The sequence below is a fragment of the uncultured Campylobacter sp. genome (genome assembly GCF_937996225.1).
GTDB lineage: Bacteria > Campylobacterota > Campylobacteria > Campylobacterales > Campylobacteraceae > Campylobacter_B.
Genome location: NZ_CALKTC010000029.1, coordinates 1 through 21635 on the forward strand (window position 1 = coordinate 1; position 21635 = coordinate 21635).

Below are 21635 nucleotides of genomic sequence, written 5' to 3' on the forward strand. Positions count from 1 at the left end.
CACGAGCTGCATTTAATGCTACGCTGCCCTCGGTAGATTTTATATTTGAGATAGTGCCTATATAGGTGCTGCTTTGATCGCCGTAGGCTCTATTTAGGTTTATCTCTTTACTTAGAGTTTTATGTACTATATCTCTGCCCGCGTTTAAGCTTACGCTGCGTCCTTGTATCAAAGAGGATGCGTTTATTATATCCTTTTTGGCCGATATGCTTAGGGCGTTCGCGGCGATGATGGAGGCGGAGTTTAAATTTGATACGCTGCCCGCTTTGAGGCTCATATTAGAGCCCGCATAGATTATCCCTTCGTTTCTAAGATCGCCGTTTACGCTTAGATCTATGCTGCCTCCTGCGTATATCAAAGAAGGTGCGGAGCCAAGTAGAGTGCCGTCATCTTCCTCCGAAGAGTTCAAGGATGTCCTTTTTTTATCATAAAGCAAGCTTAGCTTATTGTGCATATATGAAAAATCCGGTATCAGCTCGCTATAAACGTAGAAGGTGTTATAAAATTTACTGCTTATAGGCGAAAAGAGATTGTTTATATAGCTAGGTCTAATGATATCTTGCATATCCGCTTCATTATTAAGGCTAGGCGCAAGATCGTTTTTATTTAGATTTAAAGCGTTAGGATTACCGAGCCCCTTGCCTATTAGAGAGTAATCTATTTTAGAAAAAGCTTCCTTTATAAGAGTAGGAGCGTTACTAGAGTTTATCTGCCCGTCCGAGTTTAAATTTGAAATATCCCCCGCATAGCCTTTTATATCTTTTTTAGCTCCTATTATGGAGATAATAGCAGGCTGGGAGTAGTAGATATTCTTTTGGTCGCTATAGCCACCTTTACCGCCGTGGCTTTTATGTTTCCATCTATACTCCGCCTGGCTCGTTATACTATGATTTAGACTTAAAGAGCGGTTGTTTAGGCTCTTTACATTTAAGAGCAGATCGTTATAGGCATAAATTACGCTCTTATCGTTATTTAGCTCATCTACGTTAAGATTGCTATCCTCTGCGGAGATTATATTGGAGCCCATAAATTTACTTAGGCTATCTTCAGTTATATACTCTTTATTGATGCTGTAGCTTATCTGCCTTAATCTCTCCTTCTTATGAGGCTTGCTTCTTTTTATGCCGAAGAGATTGTCTTTTAAGCTTAACGTTATAGCATCATATAGCCTAGTATCCTCCCCCGGAAGCCTAGTATTTTTATATAAACTTAATACGTATAGATTCATATCTTGCTCGCTAAGCTCCTCCATGATCTTAGCGTTTAGCTCGTCTGGGCTAATATTAGGATTTTGCTTAAGGATGCGCTCTTTTATCTCTGCCGCATTGACCTTTAAAGGGATGGCTACGCCGCTGCAACCCCAACCATCCCCATTGCAGGTAAAATCTATATTATAGCCGGTGCTTTGAACTCTCTTTACGGGCTCGTTAACCGAGCGGTTGTTTAGCTTTTTAGCACCGATATTAAGAGCGCCCCTTGCATATATCAAAGAGGAGGCGTTAGTTATCTCGTCAGCCTTGCCCTCCCCACCTCTTTCATTAAAAATATTTAAATTTCTTTGAGAGATGATGTTAGATAGCGCTTCGTTGCTAAGAAAGCTTGTATTTATAACTATATCCCCTCCGCTAAGTATATTGGACGCGTCTTGATTGAGGATATTTTTAGCGTTTAAAGCTATGCCGTTTTGCGCATAGATGAGAGCTTTTTTGTTGATTAGGCTTTCAGAGTTTGTTATCAGCTCGCCGCGCGCGATTAAAGAGCCTAAATTTAAAATTTGCTCCTTTGCTTTTAAAGCCAAATTTCCAAGCGCCGCTATGATGCTTTCGTTTTTGATACCCTTTGCGTTTATGATCAGATCTTTATTGGAGATCAGCCTTTGCAAGGCGATGAAGCTTCCCTGTAAGTTCAAGTATATATCGCCGCTTGCGTAGATCCCTCCGTTATAGCTCAAATCGTCCTTTAGCCCCAGATATAAACTACCGTCCGAGTTTAGCTTACCTAAAGCGCTTAGACTATCTAAGCTTAAGGCAAGATCTCCTTTGGAGCTTATAAGTCCCTCTTCATTATTAAGAGCGCCTTTGTTTATGATTAAATTTCCTCCGCTTAGGATAGAGCCCTTAGAATTATCTATGCTGTCGTAGCCTAAAAGAACGCCTCCTAAGGAGATGATCTTTGAGCTTTCGTTGCGTAGATTGTTGCCGCGCAGGTTTAAACCCTCTTGCACTATAAAGGTAGAATCCGCGAGGTTATAAAAATTTGGAATTTCGGAATCCAGCGCCCTTAATACCATCAAGCTGTTATCGTTTAAAAGGCTATCTTTTATATCCAAATAGCTTTCGTTTGAAAGTATCGCTCCGCCTATATTTGATATGTGCTCCGCGCTTATTACGCTAAGCTCGTTTTTGGAGGGAGGAATAACTCCCGCTTTGGAAGGGTCTTTGGTATCGTCCAAGCCCAGCTCATTTAGCCTTTCGCTCTTAGCTGCTCCCATTACGGCTCTATCTTTGTTGCTTAGGCTTCTAGCCTCTATCTTTAAAGCGGAGCTTGAGCTTATGGTGCCTTTTATATTATCTAGTCTATCCGCTTTTAGCTTTAGAGTATTGGCCTGTATATTTCCTCTGTTTTCTACCGAGGAGCCTTTTATATTAAGGTCGGAGGCTGAAATTTTAGAGCCCTTTTGGTTGGAGATGGTCTTTGAGCTGATTTGAGTCTGTCCGTTGGAGCCTAACTTTCCTTCATTTATTAGATCTCCGTTAGCGTCTATCTTTAAAGAGCTGTCCGCCAAGATAGCCCCTTTATTATTTATGCCCGCTCCATCTTTAGTAGATATTATATTTATCTTGCCCGCGTACATTCCTCCTAGGGCTGAGGAGTCTATGGATACGCCCTTAGGATGCGATCCCCCTTCTTGCTCGATTTTCAGATTATCCTGCCTCAATCCGGAGTTTGTATTTTTTAAAGATACCTTACCGTCCGTCGCTACTACGTTTATCTCGTTTGCGTAAATTTTACCCTCCAGCTTTAGGCTATTAGATATTACGTTTAGATAATCTCCGTTATCGTTTAGGCCGTCCGCTCCTATATTTATAGAGCCGTCCTTGCTTATGTTTAGAGATTTAAGATGTCCGTTTTCATAGGTGGGTTTAGCGGTACTTAACGTAGTGGAGGAGGAATTTATTATGGTAGCGCCGTTTACATTGATACCACTAGGATTGGCGATGATAAGATCGGCTTTTCTGCCCGCTATCTCTATATTACCCTGTAAATTTGAAGGAAGAGGCGAGTTTACCTGATTGATTATAAGCTTGGCTTCGCCGCGATTGAGTCTCGGATTTGGCGGTATATAGCCCGCCGTTTTACTTATGGCTCCGCCTTGAGAGTTATTAAATACGGTGCCCTCTTTAGGGGTGTTAAATTTAGAGTATTCGTTGATAGAAACCCCTCTATCGTTAGGAGAGGCTATATCTATCTGAGTGGCGGGAGCATTCGGAGTTTGAGATACCGAAGCTCTATGATTTACCGCAGCGGAGTTATCGGGTATTATCTCGCAATATGAAAAACAAGGAGCCAGCAAACCAATAAGTAAAAGAGCGGCAAGGCGCTTGCTTACTTGGGTAAAGACGCCGAAATATTCTTTTGTATCAGTAGAAGCGCCAAGTCGCCCCGAGCCATTAAAAATAGAGCTTAAACATAAAATTTGCATACTTATATCCTCCGTTTGCGATGGTTTTATATCTTAAATTTCTTAAAGACTTTCTTAAAAAAATAGTAAATTTCAAATATTTTATTTAAAATTTGTTTGAATTTATTTTAGGGCTCGATTTGGGCGCAGGACCGCTATTTCTCGGCTCTTGGCATAGTATATCTGTGCTAAAAATAGTTAGCTAAATTTAGCAAGTATATATCGTATTCGTTTATATTAAACGCTGCAAGAAGCGCCGATAAAATTTCGCTAAATTTTTAAAAGACAAATTTAAAAGTCGTAACTTAGAGAGAAATTTAAAGCAGGGTTATGCGTTTTAAAATTTTCCGGTTTGCTGATAGGAAAAGCAGCCAAAAGATCATAGCCAAAAGAGCCCGAGATATTTCCTCTAAGGCCTACGCCCCCGCCGCTAAGCATTTCGCCCTCTGCTGGATAATCTTTTCCCTTAGAGCTAAGCTTGCCGACATCAAAGGCTAGGTAAACGCCGTTGTTTTTAAAATACTTATATTCCAAGGTATTTCTTATATAAAAACCGCTATCTCCAAGCAGGCTCATCTGAGAGTCAAATCCTCTAACACTATAGTATCCGCCGATATTTAGCCTATCTATGGGGCTAAGATGAGTACTGGCTCTTCTTGCGTAAAGTTCCAACTCGTAGCTTAAGGGGATAGCAGAGGATCTGGTTTTAAAATTTAACGCGGCGTTTATCAAATGGTACCTTGAGCTCCCGCCGCCGAATTCCTCATCGGGCGCTCTTAGGGCGTTAAACGCCCCCGTGGATTTTAGGTACGAAAGTATCATCTCTACTGAAGAGTTATCAAAAAATACCTTGGATTTTAGCCCCGCCTCATAGCCGCCTTCACGCTTTCTTTGGTTGCTAAGCTCATAATCTTGTATATAGTTTTTATACTTTTTTTGCCAAATTCTAAAAAACAGAGAATTTTTGGAGTTTTGATTTCTAAAATATACGTAGTTAAGATCCAAATTTCTTCTAACGCTACTTCCGCTATAGGTATAAAGCTCATACGCTCCCGGCACTATTTGATCGTAGGTGTATCTGTTCTGCCAAAATGATAGAGAGAAGTATCCGAAAGGTATACTAAAGCCTGCGTAGTAATTAGCCGATCTGCCGCTTTTGCTATCATCCCCTAAAGATTTTTTATCTCCTCTTAAAAAATTTCTACCGTAAGAAGCAAATACGCTCTCGTTTAATCCGAGTAAATTTAAGCCGTAAAGCATAACCGCGCCTTGGTATTTGCCGCTAGATTTGGAGCCCAGATTATCCGCGCTTAGTCTAAGCAGCAGAGGCAAGCTTTGCTGTTTAGAAATATTGATATCGGAATAGCCCTGCTTTGCAGAAGGGCTTAAGCTTATCTCCGCCTCGCTTCTTGAAGCGGCATTGAAATTTTCCATAGCCTGCTCCAGATCTCTTAAATTTAAAATCTCCCCCCTCTTATCGCCGCCGAATGCGGTAAAGATACTTCTTTGGTTCTTAGCTTCAGAGCCGGGCTCAAGTGAAATTTCGCCTATACGTCCGGGATGCAGAGCCAAAAGAAGGGTGCCTGTAGAGATGTTTTGCTGGGGGATAGAAACGGAGGTAGTAATAAAGCCTGCGGATATGATTTTATTGTTATACGCTCTTGCCAGAGCTAAAATTTCATCGCCTCCCAAACAGTCGCCGCTTTTAAATTTAAGCCCTTTTAGGGTTGAGTTTAAAATTCTTTCAAACCCCGGCGGAACTGAATGATCGGAATTGAAGGTAGGGTTGATGGACTTAGCGGGAGTTTTTACTTTCGCGCGCCTCAAGTTTTCATCATTCGGCTTAAAGGTAAGAGCACCCGAGCCGGCACCGTCTTTGGGGTTGATGGCGGAAGTTTTTAGATCATCTTCGTTTTTAGATTTGTAGTCCGATTCGTTAAATTTAGAATCCATGCTACTTTTCTGCTCATCTTGCGCTTCTGCGTTAATAAGTTTGATCTCATAAATTTTAAAGCAAATTCCTGCTTTCTTGGGCTCCGCGGTTACGCTTGAAGCGGAAGATTGCTCGCTGCGTATCGTTATAAAGGGATCCTTTGCGCCTTGCCTAATTGATCTTATTCTTTGCTCTTCGGAATTTATAGCACCAGAAATATCGGCAGGAGTGGCCATAATCGCTTTAGGAGCTAAGCTTAAACCTATAAAGATAGAAGCTAGAATAAGCTTGAGCTTGACGCCGCGGGGTTGCAAAGTGGCTCCTTTAAATTTACTATCGTCGAGATAGAATAATGGTTTTTGATCAAACATCGATTGCGCCCATTTTTTACGATCGGAATATTGCCGCAAAAGAAAACCTTATAGCTTGGGCATAACAAAAGCATCTATTGGCTATATTCGCTTTTTATAAGCCTTAATCTTCCACTAGAGGCTATCGATTAAAGCTGGTAATGATACACTAATTTTTTAAATTTTCGGGCAAGGTTTCTTGGATTTGGGTATCAATTGAAATTTTAAATTTTATCACATCCGAAATCTTGATCTTCTTATAAAACCCCTCCATAAAGTCTAATTCAAAAAATAAACGCTTATCCTCTCATAATCCCCTGCCCCTCATACCCTTCAAAACATCCATATATCAGATTTTACCATTCTATATCACCAAGCCTTTTCTATAAGAAACGACGGCATTTCTGAAAAAATAATAGAGCCTCGTGAGAACAACGAGTTCTCGGAAAAAGCAATGAAGCTTCCTACCATTTTTTATTCTCCCATTATAATAGGAGCGGTAATCTTTAAATTTACCACAAAATCTATTGCAAAGGAGCGGATGTGCATTATGAAAATTTTAAAAGCGAAGCGCAATAAAAAAAGAGCGAACAATGTGTCTAGATGACTTTATCGGGGTCTTATTTTAAAAGCCGGATCGTCTTTAATCTTAGAAAAAACCTTCATAACTGCTTATACTTTAAAATTTAATATAGTTTCATAGGACAAATTATAAAAGTTTCCAAAGAGTTTAACAAGCTTAAGAGCTACTATACATTTTTTAATATATAGTAGTTTCTCTTAAACTACCTGTATAATCTAGCGTTTTTAGCATTTGAAATTTTTTTGAAAAAATTTGAAAAAGCCGTAAAACAGGGCTTTTAAAAAAATCAAAAAACTAAAATTAGGGGGAAAATTTTATAGATGGTGTCCCCGACAGGATTCGAACCTGTGGCCTCAAAATTAGGAATTTTGCGCTCTATCCTACTGAGCTACGAGGACAGAAATCGGCAATTTAATCGCCGATAATATTCATAACATCGTCTAGTTTTTTGTGAAGATCTTTGTCGTTGATGGGCTTTGTCATAAAGTCATAAGCACCTTTATTTAAAGCCTCTCGTTTAGCGGTCTCGTCCGTCGTAAGGACAATGACGGGGATATGAGCTATACTTTCTCTAGCGTGAAGATTATCTAAAAATTCCAGCCCATTCATCACAGGCATTACAATATCCAATAAAATCAAATCAACGGGCTGAACTTCGAGTACGGCAAGGGCGTCCAAGCCGTTTTTGGCTTGGAGTATGGTTTGGAATTTACCATATTTTTTTAGCATAACTTCAAGTAACTTTAAATTTATAGCGTCGTCATCAACCGTTAAAACTTTCAAATCTCTCATTTAAAACCTCATCCTTATATATATTTTTGTGCGAGTTTCTCAAGACCCGACTTGGTGATATTGTAACTAGCGACTTCGCTAAATAGTGGATTTTCATCGTTGTCGTTAGAAAACAGAACTAACTTGGTCGCAGATGCTTTTCGGCGTAAGCTCTCTAACGCCGCTAAGTCTAGTCCTGCTAGCTTTTTATCAATCAAAACAAGCTTATAGCTGCCCGTAGCCGCCATAGAAATAAGCTGGTCGAAATTGCCCGCAATTTCTACGTCTTTATACTGGTGTTTTAATATGCTGGCAAAAATTTTACTTTCCATAATGTTTGCCTTACATATAAGTATATCTTTTGTCGGCACGCGCGCACCCTTAGCTCTCACTGCGTCATCGGAAACTATGCTTTTTTTAGGAACCAGCTTCATTATCGTCTTTGGCACTTTGACAGTTTTAATGACCGTCTTAGGCACCTGGCGTTTGACAAGCTTTTTAACCAGCTTCTTTGTAGTTCCACCGGCAGGCGCTGCATCAGATCGTTTATCACCGATAAAATTATCTAGCATTTGGGCTAAGATATCCTTTTTGATCGGCTTGGTGCAGTATTCGTCAAGTCCTGCTGCCATAAATTTCTCTCTATCGCCCTTTAGCGCATTGGCAGTAACAGCCACGATCGGGATGTGGCGGAGATTATTCTCGTGTTCGTATTGCTTGATCTGCTTTGTAGATTCGATACCGTCCATAACAGGCATCGAAATATCCATAAATATGAGATCATAGTCGTTATTAGCTTTTCTGGCTTCCAGCGCCAAAAGTCCGTTTTCGACTATCGTTAAATTCATATTAAAGCTATTTAGTGTATGCTTCATAAGCTTTTGGTTGATCTCATTATCCTCCGCAATAAGGATTTTGGCGTTATATTTTCTATTGACCAAAGGTACATTTTCATCGGCAGGATTTCTCTCTACCGGCACTTCAACCTCTTCTTCGACTTCGACATCCTCTTCAACCATAATGGTTTCTTCCTGCTGCTCGTCTTCGTATACGGTGACGGGTACCTCGACCATCTCCTCTTCCTCAGGCTGCGGGATAACTACCGGTTCGACTTTTACGCTAACAGGCTCAATCTCGGGCTCTTCGACATGGACTTTTTGGGTAGCAGGCTCCACCTTCGGAATATCTACAGGCTCCGGCTCAATACTTGGCTCTTCGGCAGGAATATTTTGAGCTGCCGGTTCTACTACTGGCGTTACCGGTTCAGACTCGATATTTGAAACCTCTTCAAATTTTGGCTCTATAGGTTTTAGTTCAGGCTCAATTGCTACCGGCTCTGGCTCAACAGCGATAGGTTCTGATTCAATTATCTTTTTAGTTGGAATTTCAGGTTCTGAAAGTTTAACATTTGAAATTTCATCCTCATGAGCAGAAACACTTGAAGTATCAGGCTTCGAAGCTTTAGCGATAGGAATTTCAGGCTCGGTTTTAATGGCTACAGGAATTTCTTCTTCTACGCTTGGAATTTTAATCTTTTCGGCAAGCTCTTGCACCTTGGCACTCGGTTTGATATCCAAAAGATCGATATCTATATCAGGAATTTCAATCTCAGCCTTAGGCGTCTCAACCTTAGCCTTTGGAATTTCTACTTTCGCAGGCTCAGCTTTTACTTCTTCCTCTTTTTTGATCTTAGGAAGCTCTATTTCGATATCGGAAAGATCGATGCTAGGAGTTTCGGCTTTAGGAGCCTGAGTCTGCGTCGCATGTGTTTTGAGCCCCACAAAATCATCAGGAATTTCCAAAGATATAGGCTCATCGATATCGGTCTGGGCATCCTTTGTGCTTGAAGGCTCTACTTTTGGCTTTTCTGCGCGTGGAATTACTATTTCAGGAATATCAACATTAATCTTTGGCGATTCAGGCTCTATCTTTTCAATCTTAATATCACTCATAGGCTCGATATCTATAGGCTTAATGACCGGCTCTTCTGCTTTAGAAGCTTCTTTTTTGAGCTCTTGAGCGATACTAGGCTTACTAACAGTTTCCTCTTTATGCGTAGAATGAACTTCTGTATCATGCGTACGCCTTCTGCTTTGCAAGATAGCGCGTAGCTCGTCTGCCGACGAAGTAGTAGCATGTCGTAATTCATCGAGCTTGTTGATGATAGGTCTTTCTTTTACTATCGGCTCTTCCATAATCATTTCATCAGCGACGATAGGCTTTTCTACCTCGGCATCCAGCTTAATCTCATGCGTCTGTGGAGCAAAATCCGATCTACTTAGAGCAATTCCGGATTTTGAAATTTTATCTAGCGTCTTAACGAATTTAGTTAAGTTAAAAGGCTCTGTAAGGGTAAAAATTTTGGAATTTGAAATACTAATACTTTGAAGCTCTTTTGGCTTAAGAGTTAAGATCGTAGGCATACTCAATATATCGCTAACCTCGCCGTAATTCTTAAATCTAGTGATAAGGGCGTCATATTTGTTATTATTTTGCGCTGAGCGGAACTGCGCGTTCGTATTAAATATCGAAATTTTACCGCCTAGCTTGCTGATATAATTCTTAACGATATCGTTATACATCGTATCGGCGCTATCGGCTAAAAGCGCAAAATTTAACCCTTTGATGCTTTCAAATACTGCGTCCGCATCGGTCTTTTGTGTCTCTTTGAAAGCAAGGGTGAAATAAAATCTAGTACCCTTTCCTACAGTAGATTTGACCTGAAGCTTACCGCCCATCATCGCTACGTATTTCGACGAAATCGTAAGTCCAAGACCTGTTCCACCATATTTGCGTGTGATCGTAGAGTCGGCCTGAGAGAAGGCGTTAAATACATTTGCGAGCTTGTCTTCAGAAATTCCAATGCCGGTATCTTCTACGCTAAACGTTACGATCGCCTCTCCCGGAGCTTTGCTAGGCTCCCTTAAAATTTCAACTACGATAGTGCCGTGCTCAGGCGTAAATTTAACAGCATTTGACATGAGGTTGATAAGAACCTCTTTGATCTTCGTAATATCGCCGTATAGATGGTGCACTAGTGTAGGATCGATGTAGAGCAAGATGTCGATATTCTTTTCGGCAGCCTTGGCAACGTAAATTTCAACCGCACTTTCGAAATCTTGAATAGGATTAAATAAGATATCCTCAAGCTCGACCTTATTGCTCTCGATCTTAGAGACATCCAAAATGTTATTAATGATCGTTAGAAGGTTTTCGGACGATTTTTCGATGGTATCAACGTAATCGCGCTTCTCTTCATCCAGATCGGTATTTTTAAGAAGCTCCGTAAAGCCGATGATGCCGTTAAGCGGCGTTCTGATCTCGTGCGACATATTGGCCAAAAAGATCGATTTTGCCTTGTTGGCATCCTCCGCAGCGCCCTTTTGATACGCAATCAGATCGAGCGCGTCCTCGATAAGCGAATACGCCTTATTAACACCTTCACTAGTCCTAACGTCGATATGCTCGTGCTGATTCGTCAAATCGCCGATTCGGCTAAGCACGTTGCCGAGGTCGGTAACGTTCTGTCTTAAACGTCTTGTAATACCCAAGGCAAAAACGACCAAAATAGCCGCTAAAACCCATATACCAAGAGCGATAAATAGGTTTCTTAGCCTTTGCGCTAGGTAGGTGTCGGCATGCGCCGCAAGCTCAGCATTGATCTTTTCAGAAATTTCGCTTAGCTTTTTATATTTAAGTGTAGTAGAGGCAAACCACTCTTGAAAAGGTACGCTATAATGTCCCTCGTCCGCTTCTTGCTGCAATGTGGCTGAAATTTTAGCAGTCTCTCTTAATGCGTTTTGAAATTCCTCTCCGTCTAGAATTTTTAAAATCGCGGCTCTAGCATCAGATTCCGGCAAGAAGTAGTAATTAGGGAGCGAACTAGATAGGTTGAAGCTAGCCCAGGTCCTTAGCTGCGCCTGATTCATCGCCTTGCTACCGATAATGTATTCGATAATATAGTCGCGCTCCGATGCGGTGGCATCCATCGCCTCATAAGTATTAAGCAACGAAACCGTCCAAACGGTAATATTTGAGCTTACAAGACCCTCTCTTAGCACTCGTTGGATTGTTTTTACATCATCATCGAATTTTTGAAAATATGAGCTGAAAAGCTCACCGAAGCTTTTGCTTTGAGCATCGACATCCCTTCTTACCTGCGGAAGTTTGTCTAATAAACCGTCTATATCGGTCTCGGCAGCCAAAAGCTCGTCATTACCGGTGCCGTAAGCGAAAATATCAAAAATAGTCTTTTTTACGACATTTTCACTGATATTCTTGCTTTCTTTATACTTTGCAAGCGCATCGTCGGTTTTTTTGCGTTGGCCCGATAGAAGGGTTCCCATACCGGGGTTTCCCTCGCTGCCCAAAAACGCCGAAGTGATACCGCGCTCTTTATCTACCTGCTCTACTAACGCTGCGAGATTACTATTTTTAGCAATTTGCTGCTGCAAAATTCCCACTCTGGCGTAATCCTGCAAAGAGATAAACAAGAAATATGATGCAAACGCGAAAATCAAAAGTAACGGGATACCGCTAACAAGTCTCAAAGCACTTGTAGTATTTAAATTCATACAAAATCCTTCAAAGCGCAGCTTACGCGACGTTAAATTTTATTCAACCGGAGAAACGAAGTCGCTTCCGTCACGCTAGGCGGAGACGATTTAGCCGTCCTGCAAAGTTAATGGGTGATTTTACTAAACAAATCTTTAAATATAGCTTTTTGCGTTAGGTTTTCGTTAATGATTGTTTAAAATTTTTTCGGCGGTTTGGATATTCGTAAGCGATCTGATCTCCTCGAAGCTCGCCGCATAAATGCTCTCAAAATCGCCGTAAAAGTCCAAAAGCTTTTTCAAACTTCCCTTACTAACGCCCAAACTTAGCAGTTTTGAGCTTTGCAGATCGAGTTTGCGTTTGCTTTTTTGATGAAACGAGATCGCAAAACGGTGCGCTTCATCGCGCAGGCGCTGAAAAAACTGAAGTTTTTTATCATCCGTCGGCAGCGAAAAAATCCCGCCTTTCGTGCAAATTTTATCCTTCGCGGCTCCCTTTGCGCGGTGGGCTTTAGCGTCGATCTTTTCCTTAGAGATAGCGATTATATCGACGTTTGCTCCGACGCTGCAGATTATTTCCTCTGCCAAGTTTAGCAGAGCCGTTCCGCCGTCGATAAGCCACAGATCGGGCGCGGCGAGCTCGTCAAATTTAAGCGCGCGGCTAGTTAGATACTCGCGCATCTGATCGTAGTCGTTATTTGAGCTAAGGTGCTTGTGGCGGTAGTTTTGCTTATTAAATTCGCCGTCTTGAAAGCTTATCATAGCTCCCACGGCCGCGGCGCCGAACATATGTGAATTGTCGAAAACTTCGATATTTACGGGCAAATTCGTAAGATTAAAATAATCCTTCAGCTCCTGCAAAAACGCGTAATCGTGGGTTTTTAGATGCTTTTTGATATTGATCTCGCAGTTTTGGTATGCGATCTCGCAAATTTTACGCTTCTCGCCGATTTTCGGCGCGTAAATTTTAAAGGCTCTTTCGTGGCGTTTGGATAAAATTTCGCATACCAGATCCGCATCGTCAAACTCGTCGTAAACGTAAATTTTAGCGCACGCCACGGGAGCCGCGGCCGGGAAGGCGCTTAAGATCATCTGCTTGTAGGCGTTTGCGATATCATCGGCGCTTGGGGCTTTGCAGTTGATTATATGCGAGCTTGAGGCTGAAATTTTACCCTCGCGTATGCTAAAATGCACGGCGCAGACGAGCCCGTCGCGCGCAGCAATCGCAAAGACCTCGAAATCATCGAGCTTTGCCAGATCGACCTCAACCTTTACGTTCATCTGCTTTAAAATTTCGATCGTATCGCGGATCTGCGCGGCTTCCTCGAAATTTTCGCTCTGTGCAAGCCGCGCCATCCGCTCCTGAAGTTGCGGCACCATCTTTTGCGGATTTTTCAGAGCCGCAAGCGCGCTCTGCACGATACGGGCGTAATCCTGCTTTGAAATTTTATCCTCGCACGGAGCGGCGCAGCGCCCGATCTGATGGAACAAACAGGCCTTTTTGCCCTTGACGCAATTTTTCTTCTGCACGAGCGGAAACTGCATGTAAAGCGTCTGTAAAATTTCTTTTGCGCCGTGAAAATAGGGGCCGAAGTATCTGATATTTCTGCCCTTTACGATCTTTCGCGTAATCTCAAAGCGCGGAAAGTCGTCGTCTAAATTTACATATATATATGGATAGGTCTTATCGTCGCGCAGCAGGATATTGTATTTAGGCTTTAGCTGCTTGATGAAGGAATTTTCTAGTATCAGCGCGTCGCTCTCGCTGGGCGTGACGATGTATTCTAAATGCGCCGCCTCGCTTATCATCTTTGCGATGCGCGCACTTAGGCGAGGGCTCGGAGCAAGAGCGGGCGTGAAAGAAAAGTAGCTTTTGACGCGATTTTTTAAAATTTTTGCCTTGCCGACGTATAGCAGCTTGCCCGCGGCGTCGAAATATTGATACACGCCGGGGCTGGCAGGCAGACTCTTAATCTCCTCTATTAGCAAGGATCAGCCCTCTTATCTCTTCAAAAATTTTATAAATTTGCGGATCTTGAATTTTGTTTGTAAACTCCCCTTTTGCGCGCTCGGAAAATAAAATTTTGCTGCTTCGGCGCAAATGAGCTTTATAAATTTGCGCCCTTCTTCTACTCATCACTCTATCTGCGACGAAAAATTTTATCTCTCGCACGCCGCAAAGCTCCGCCGTCTCTCTAGCGGCTACGAAGCGCTTTAATACGTCTTTTATTAAATTTATATTACTATCGCGTTTTAGTTCGCAAAGCCCAGCCGGATGCTTCGCGGCTATCATCAAAATGCCATCTTTGACGTAGATGAAAGCGATCAGCCTTTGCCAACTAAGCGGCAAAATCGCCAAAAACTCGCCTCTTTCTCGCATCTTGGCATATAAAGGATCTTTTCTGATATGAGCTATTATTTCTCTTGCATTTTCCATAAGCGGATTTTAGCATTTTTTATCTTAGTTTTACTTAGCGGCTGCGGATACAAAGCACCGCCTTTTTACTCGGACGCGGATGAGCAAACCGCGAACGCAGAGGTATCCGCCGCAGATGGCAACAATACAAACGACACGAAAGGCGGCGTTAGAATTTTACGCGATAAATAGCCTACTTTTAGCTTTGCTTTGTTATACTTTTAAAAATTTTTACAAAGGAATTTCATGCAAACGGCAGACATTTTAGTGCTGGACTTCGGCTCTCAATACACCCAGCTGATCGCTAGGCGCTTGCGCGAACAAGGCGTTTACACCGAGCTGATCGCATACGACGCACCGATCGATAAGATAAAAGCGAAAAACCCCAAAGGCCTTATTTTAAGCGGCGGACCCGCTAGCGTTTACGCCAAGGATGCGTATTTTTGCGACGATAGAATTTTTGAGCTTGGAATTCCGATTTTAGGTATCTGCTACGGCATGCAGCTCATCGCGCATAAATTTGGCGCCAGCGTCGTGCCTGCGGGTAAAAAAGAGTATGGCAAAGCCTCTTTGAAACTGCTTCGCGCTAGCAAGCTATTTGGCGGCGTGGAGGATAACTCTACTGTCTGGATGAGCCACTCGGACAAGGTCGAGAGCCTGCCGGAGGGCTTTGAGGTGATGGCAAGCTCGGACGAGAGCGAGTGGTGCGTATTCGGCGACGAGATCCGTAAAATTTATGCGCTGCAGTTTCATCCGGAGGTCTGCCACAGCGAGTTCGGCGATAGAATTTTAAAAAATTTTGCCAAAGAGATCTGCGGAATAACCAGCACTTGGAATATGGGCAGCTTCGCCAAAGAGCAGATGATCAAAATAAAAGAGCGCGTAGGCAGCGCCAAGGTGCTTTGCGCGGTAAGCGGCGGAGTGGATAGCTCGGTCGTAGCGGCACTTTTGGCGCATGCGGTGCCACAGAGCCTAATAGCGGTTTTCGTCGATAACGGACTGCTCCGCACTGGCGAGCGCAAGGCGGTGGAGGAGATGTTTAGGCTCAAACTCGGCGTGAGCTTAGACGTGATCGATGCTAGCGAGCTGTTTTTAAACAGGCTGAAAGGGGTGGTCGATCCCGAGCAAAAACGCAAAATCATCGGCGCGACCTTCATCGAGGTTTTCAGCAAAGAAGCAGCAAAACACAAAAACGTAAAATTTCTAGCTCAAGGCACACTCTACACCGACATCATCGAGAGCTCGGTCGCAGGCTCAAGCAAGACGATCAAAAGCCACCACAACGTAGGCGGGCTGCCTAAGGATATGAAATTTGAACTGATCGAGCCTCTGCGCGAAATTTTTAAAGACGAAGTGCGCCAGCTGGGACTTGAGCTAGGTCTTTCGCGCGAAGTCGTTTTCCGCCATCCGTTCCCGGGTCCGGGTCTTGCGATCCGCATAATGGGCGAGGTAAATACGCCGAGTCTCGAGCTGCTGCGCAAAGCCGACGTGATCCTACGCGACGAGCTAAAATCAAGCGGCTGGTACAACAAAACGTGGCAGGCATTTTGCGTGCTACTAAACGTGCACTCCGTGGGAGTCATGGGCGATAACCGCACCTACGAAAACGCCGTGTGCATACGCGTAGTGGACGCTAGCGACGGCATGACGGCTAGCTTCTCGCGCCTGCCGTATGATCTGCTAGAAAACGTCTCTCGCCGTATCATAAACGAAGCAGACGGCATCAACCGCGTCGTCTACGACATCTCGAGCAAACCGCCTGCAACGATAGAGTGGGAGTAAGATGAAACAAATCTGCATCATTTTAGCGCATCCTTACGAGAGAAGTCTAAATGCGGCTATTGCAAACGCAGCGGCAGAAAAGCTGCAAAATAGCGGCTACGAGGTTAAATTTCACGATCTATATAAGGAGAAATTTAACCCAATCCTTAGCGGCACCGAGCTCGTGAGCGACGAAAGCGACGACGAGCTGTTAAAAGCGCATCAAAAAGACATAGCAAACGCCCACGGCATCGTGATTGTCCATCCGAACTGGTGGGGCGAGCCGCCCGCTATCCTCAAAGGCTGGATCGACCGCGTGTTCAGGCAGGGCATTGCCTACGACTTTGCGCCCGAAGATAGCGGCGGCGGGCTTCCAATAGGACTCTTAAAAGCCGAGGTCGCCATCGTTTTTAACACCTCAAATACGCCTGAAGTCAGAGAAAACGGGGTCTTCGGCGATCCCTTACAAAGGATTTGGCAAAGCTGTATTTTTGATTTTTGTGGCGTAAAAACATTTGAGCGGCTGATGTTTAGAGTGGTCGCGGATAGCGACGAAGCTGAGCGAAAGGTATGGCTAAAGCAGGTAGTTCAGACGCTGGATAGATACTTTCCGAAGCAATCGTAATTGCTCTAAATTTAAAAATGCGCTATCCGCAAAATCCGAACGGCATAGAATTTGACTGCCTATTTAAACAGATGCGCGCCGAATTCGCTCGCACATTTGGCGCAAAATCTATGAAATTTAGGAGGTAATCATGCTTAGATTAATCGCTGCGATGGCGATTTTAGCGGCTCTCATATACTTCGTCATGGGAGGCGGCGGCAAAAAGACGATCAAGGATTACAAAAATTTCAGCCGCGAGGAGCTGGAGACTTTATGCCTCGAAAAGAACGATAAAATCGCCTGCCAGCGTATCGCCGTGGACTATATCAAAGAAAATAAACCGAAAAAATGATCTAAATTTGCGAGGCTAATTTTGCGGTTTCGCTCAAACAGCGCGCGGTTAAATTTCTTTCTAGCCCGGCCCAAACGCTGCGCGGATAAATTTGCCCGCAAAGCACGACTAAAATGTCGATTAAATCGGTACCGAGCGCCGCGCAAATAACGTAAATTTAAAAGCAATAATTCAAGTATTAGCATGCGCGCCTATAAAACCGTTAGCGCAAATTAAAAGCAATAAATCGCGCTGTGTTCTTTACGCGCATACAAAAGGAGTGACGGATGAAAATTTTATGGCAAAGCAGGCTTCAAAACAGACTTCGTGATATCAACAAAACGTCCTAATAAAGGGCGATCACGCAGTTTACGCAGGCGATAACGACGAGCAAAAGCAGATGAAGCTTAGAAAATTCTCGCTCGCAAGCGGCGGGCAGCTAGCCGGCGCGCCTTTCCGCGATTTTACCCGCACTGCGACCTTTGACGATGACGGCCGTACGCTCGTAGTTTTGGGCTTTGTAGACACGATTTATAAATTTAACGCCGCGGATCTCGCGCTCATCTCAAAGCACAAAAAAGGCGTGCTAAAATACGGCAACTTTATCGCGCTAAGTAGCAAGGATGGCGATAAAAAGGCTATTACGGCGACATACGACACGCTTTTTATTTACGATTTTAAGACGCAGACGGGCATGCGAAAGCGATTAAAGGGCTGCGCGGCGATTTTTAAGCAAGATGAGCTAAATTTCTTGATTTTTACGCGCTCGGGTCAAATTTACGGCTTAAATTTGAGCAGTTGTGAGCTTAAAATCATCGCTAAAACTTGCCCTATGACGCAGGTGCAGCGCGCAAGCAGCGGATATTGCATTCGCGTGGGCGAGGCTGGCGAAAACGGCGAAATAGAGGGTGCTAACGAGCTTGTTTTTACGGACGCAAATTTTAACGTTAAATTCCGCGCGAAGCTGGACTTTGATTTCGATAAATTCGAGCTTGCGGTGGGCGGATCAGACGGCTGGCGCGGGCACTTTATAAACGAGCCGAATGAACTGAGGATTCTTGATATTGTGCGTAGCGAGGCGGGCGACCTCGAGAGCGGCGAGCACGACGGCTCGGGCAAATTTGCGCACGATAAAGCCGAGGAATTTAGATGCGACGAAGCGGACGAATTTAATCGCGGCGGCTCGGGCGAATTTACGCAGGGCAAGGCGAGCAAATCCAGGTGCGAAGCGACGGATAAATTTGAGTGCGACGAGCCCTTTAAATTTAAACTCGGCGAGCAGGTCCAATACCTCGCGGCAAAGCCCGTGCTGGCGCATAAATTTAAACAAAAGGGTGTGAGAATTTTAGGCGTCGTTACAGCTGCTTCTTGCCGGGCTGCGAGCACAAAATACGAAGCGAAGCAAAAGGGCGCATTTGCCGAGCAAAATTTAGCGTCCAGAGGCGGCCGCGGTATTGAAAACCGTGAATATTCACTCCTCGCTCCCGGTAAAAATGAAAAACGCAGGCATCGCGCGCCTGAGTGCGCCCGCGATCTCGTACTAGTCGATAATGCCTAACGAGGACGCGGATCAAATTTTAAACCTGCTATGAGATCTAAGCCATTGTCCAAGCACACCCATATTCCTGATTTAAAATTTGCAGCCGTGATTTCACGCCTTTAATTAAGGCAGGTTTGTTAAAAATTTTGCAAAAATTTTATATAGAATTCTACCAAGACGCGGAAATACCCGTTTAAAAATTCTACGACATGTAGGCGAGACCGTTGCAAAACGGCGCGGCTAGCGATGAGTACGGCGCGGCGGCGAGAATAAATCTTAACGCCCTAAGTGCGAGCAAATTTAAAGCGCAATCTCAAAGAGGTACGCGCGAAATTTAATCTCTAGCAGCAGGCTAAATTTCATGACTCGCGCGCCCGCACCCTAGTCTAAATTTAAAATTTCAAACCCGCAGCGAAATTTCACGACAAAACGACAAAACGGCAAAACGTCGCAGACCGGCTATAAGTACGGCGCGACCGCGCCCTTTCGCCGCTATCAGCACTTGATGTTTTTTGCCTTGCTATCTTGCATCGCGCGGAAAAATTCCGCCCTGCTCAGCGGGATTTCGTCTGGATGAGCGCTTCTGAAATGGCTCAGATAGCCCTCGTAATCGCCGAGCCCGATGAGCGGCGCAAGTGCGGCATCCGCGCGCGCCAAAAACCTCGCCACCGCCTTCGGGGCCGCGAGCGGATTAAATTTAAACTTTTTCATAAACGCCCCTGTCCACGTACTCGCTTTCTGCCAGCTTGAAATATCCCTCGCTCGCGCCGCCCTTTGAAATTTTAAGGCACATTCGGATCGTTTGAGCGATGACGATGATCGTAACAACGACGAAAAGCCCACAAAGTACGGCGTCGATGACGTTGTTTCTGATGATAGCCTGCGCCTTTTCGATCGCCGCAGGATCGCTCAGGCCGGCGAGTTTGGCTGCGGTATTTTGCGCGATAGCTACGTGGCTTACCGCGTCGTGCACGCGCTCGCCGTTAGCCGGCATCAGCTTCAAGATCGCCGCATAAAGCGTGGTTATAAGCACCCAGATCGCAGGAGCGATCGTAACGAAGGCGTATTTTTGCTTGCCCATTTTAAAAAGCACCACCGTCGCAAGCAGCAGCGCGATGCCCGCGAGCATCTGATTGGACGCGCCGAAAAGCGGCCACAGCGTGTAAATTCCGCCCATAGGATCGGTAACGCCGCTGTAGAGCAGATAACCCCAGCCCGCCACGCAGATCACCGTCGCGATGATGCCGTAGAGGGAATTTTTGGTATCGGAAAACGGCTTATAGACGTTGCCTAAAATTTCTTGCACCATAAAGCGCCCGGTGCGCGTGCCCGCATCGACCGCGGTCAGAATAAACAGCGCCTCAAACAAAATCGCGAAATGATACCAAAACGCCATCAGCTCCTTGCCGCCGATGATCTGATGTAGAAGCATCGTTAGCCCCATCGCAAAGGTAGGAGCGCCGCCCGTGCGGCTCATCATCGTGGTTTCGCCGACGTTTGAAGCCAAGGCGCCGATCTGCTCGGGCGTAATGCTAAATCCGATAGAATTTATATACGCCGCGGCGCTTACCGCGTCTTTGCCCAGCACCGCGGCTGGCGAGTTGATAGCGAAGTATTCGCCCGGGCTTAGGATGCACGCAGCCACAAGCGCCATTACGCCAACGAGGCTCTCCATAAGCATCGAGCCGTAGCCGATGAAAAGAGTATGGGTTTCGCGCTCGATCATCTTCGGCGTCGTGCCGCTGGAGATCAGCGCGTGAAAGCCCGAGATTGCGCCGCACGCAATAGTAATAAACAAAAACGGAAATATCGGACCTGCAAAAACGGGACCCGTGCCGTCGATAAATTTCGTCGTCGCGGGCATTTTAAGCTCGGGCGCGACAAAGATTATCGCGACCGCCATGCCGATGATGACGCCGAGCTTAAGGAAGGTGCTTAGATAATCGCGCGGCGCGAGCAGCAGCCACACGGGCAAGATCGCCGCTACAAAGCCGTAGCCGATCGTAAGAAGCGCGAGCGTCTCGCCCTTTAGCGAAAAAACGTCGTGCCAGTACGGATCAATCGCCACGTAATGCCCGCCCCAAAGCGAAAGCATCAGCAAAACAAAGCCGATGATCGATGCCTCGCTGACCTTGCCCGGTCGCAAGAACCTCATATAAACTCCCATAAATATCGCAATCGGAATCGTCATCGCGATCGTAAAAAGCCCCCACGGCGAGTTCGCGAGCGCCTTTACGACAACCATCGCCAAAATCGCCACGATGATCAGCATGATGAAAAAAATCCCGATCATCGCGATGCCACCCGTGAGCTTACCCATCTCTTCTTTTATCATCTCGCCTAGGCTCTTGCCGCCGCGTCGCGTGGAGAGCACGAGCACGATGAAATCATGCACCGCACCTGCGAGCACGACGCCTACCAAAAGCCAAATAGTGCCGGGCAGATAGCCCATCTGTGCGGCCACTACGGGACCTACGAGCGGTCCTGCGCCAGCGATAGCGGCGAAATGGTGGCCGAAAAGGACATATTTGTTCGTAGGGACGTAATCGCGTCCGTCGTTTCGGATCACCGCAGGAGTTGCGCGGCGATCGTTCAGCTCAAAGACGCGATACGCGATAAAGCGCCCGTAGAAGGTGTATCCGATCAGATAGATGCACGCGCTGGCCACTACGAGCCAGACGGCGCTGATGCTCTCGCCTTTATTTAGCGCAAGTACGCCGAAACACCACGCCCCTATGACGGCGACCGCCGCCCAAAGGATCTTTTGCCAAAATTTCATGCTCACTCCTTAAAGCTTAGCGAGCGGCTTTGGCGCAATTTGCCGTTTAACAAAACGGCTTGCGCCTTTAAAGCGGGGCTCGTTAAATAAAATTTAGTGCGTATTTTATCGGCGTTTTTATAATTTAAAGCTGAATCGCGAAATTAAAAAGAGCTCTTTTCGGCGTTTAAATTTAACGCCTAAATTTTGAATTTCAAATTTAAATAGACAGCTTGGCGACGCGCAAAATTTTAATATCTAATCGCCCAAATTTAACTCCGCAGCTCTTAGCCGTTATGGAATTTATCGCGCTTTAAGAAATCAAGCGATAAAATCCCATGATAACGATTTTA

13 protein-coding genes and 1 tRNA gene are annotated in these 21635 nt (G+C 44.9%); 5 read left to right on the forward strand and 9 right to left on the reverse strand.

The genetic code is table 11. The annotated features are described in order from the left end of the window. The 7 genes from Q0174_RS03640 to Q0174_RS03670 all read right to left on the reverse strand — a co-directional run. A partial coding sequence (locus Q0174_RS03640; protein ID WP_298041730.1) for a filamentous hemagglutinin N-terminal domain-containing protein occupies positions 1-3703 on the reverse strand: 3703 nt, incomplete at its 3' end. A 270-nt stretch (positions 3704-3973) separates the two neighbouring features. Next, positions 3974-5929 carry a ShlB/FhaC/HecB family hemolysin secretion/activation protein gene (locus tag Q0174_RS03645; RefSeq protein ID WP_298041731.1) on the reverse strand — a complete coding sequence of 652 codons (1956 nt, stop codon included), beginning with the start codon at positions 5927-5929 and terminating at the stop codon, positions 3974-3976. Between the two features lie 940 nt (positions 5930-6869). Beyond that, a tRNA-Arg gene (locus tag Q0174_RS03650) sits at positions 6870-6946 on the reverse strand. A 13-nt stretch (positions 6947-6959) separates the two neighbouring features. After that, on the reverse strand, positions 6960-7340 hold the full coding sequence (locus tag Q0174_RS03655) for a response regulator (protein WP_005869488.1): 381 nt from the start codon (positions 7338-7340) through the stop codon (positions 6960-6962). Positions 7341-7354: 14 nt separating this feature from the next. Beyond that, on the reverse strand, positions 7355-11893 hold the full coding sequence (locus Q0174_RS03660) for an ATP-binding protein (RefSeq protein ID WP_298041732.1): 4539 nt from the start codon (positions 11891-11893) through the stop codon (positions 7355-7357). A 165-nt stretch (positions 11894-12058) separates the two neighbouring features. Beyond that, a complete protein-coding gene (uvrC, locus tag Q0174_RS03665; RefSeq protein ID WP_298041733.1) occupies positions 12059-13861 on the reverse strand; it encodes an excinuclease ABC subunit UvrC in 1803 nt (600 codons plus the stop codon). Beyond that, a complete protein-coding gene (locus Q0174_RS03670) occupies positions 13842-14231 on the reverse strand; it encodes a hypothetical protein (RefSeq protein ID WP_298041734.1) in 390 nt (129 codons plus the stop codon). The genes uvrC and Q0174_RS03670 overlap by 20 nt, the downstream gene beginning before the upstream one ends. A gap of 48 nt (positions 14232-14279) precedes the next feature. On the opposite strand from Q0174_RS03670, the gene Q0174_RS03675 reads away from it, so the two are divergent. From Q0174_RS03675 to Q0174_RS03695, 5 genes are all read left to right on the forward strand, one after another. Beyond that, the gene (locus Q0174_RS03675; protein ID WP_298041735.1) at positions 14280-14480 is read left to right on the forward strand and encodes a hypothetical protein; all 201 of its coding nucleotides are present in this window, start codon (positions 14280-14282) and stop codon (positions 14478-14480) included. A 54-nt stretch (positions 14481-14534) separates the two neighbouring features. Next, a complete protein-coding gene (gene guaA / locus Q0174_RS03680) occupies positions 14535-16070 on the forward strand; it encodes a glutamine-hydrolyzing GMP synthase (protein ID WP_298041736.1) in 1536 nt (511 codons plus the stop codon). A gap of 1 nt (position 16071) precedes the next feature. Next, positions 16072-16674, forward strand: a complete 603-nt coding sequence (locus Q0174_RS03685; RefSeq protein ID WP_298041737.1) for an NAD(P)H-dependent oxidoreductase — start codon at positions 16072-16074, stop codon at positions 16672-16674. Between the two features lie 130 nt (positions 16675-16804). Next, positions 16805-17005, forward strand: a complete 201-nt coding sequence (locus Q0174_RS03690) for a hypothetical protein (protein WP_297882160.1) — start codon at positions 16805-16807, stop codon at positions 17003-17005. Positions 17006-17384: 379 nt separating this feature from the next. Continuing rightward, complete coding sequence (locus Q0174_RS03695; protein WP_298041738.1) at positions 17385-18542, forward strand: hypothetical protein; 1158 nt, start codon at positions 17385-17387, stop codon at positions 18540-18542. A 477-nt stretch (positions 18543-19019) separates the two neighbouring features. On the opposite strand, the gene Q0174_RS03700 is transcribed toward Q0174_RS03695, so the two are convergent. Together Q0174_RS03700 and Q0174_RS03705 are read right to left on the reverse strand one after the other, a co-directional pair. Beyond that, positions 19020-19235 carry a CstA-like transporter-associated (seleno)protein gene (locus Q0174_RS03700; protein ID WP_298041739.1) on the reverse strand — a complete coding sequence of 72 codons (216 nt, stop codon included), beginning with the start codon at positions 19233-19235 and terminating at the stop codon, positions 19020-19022. Then, a complete protein-coding gene (locus tag Q0174_RS03705) occupies positions 19222-21303 on the reverse strand; it encodes a carbon starvation CstA family protein (protein ID WP_298041740.1) in 2082 nt (693 codons plus the stop codon). Before Q0174_RS03705 ends, Q0174_RS03700 begins: the two co-directional genes overlap by 14 nt. Positions 21304-21635 lie beyond the last annotated feature (332 nt).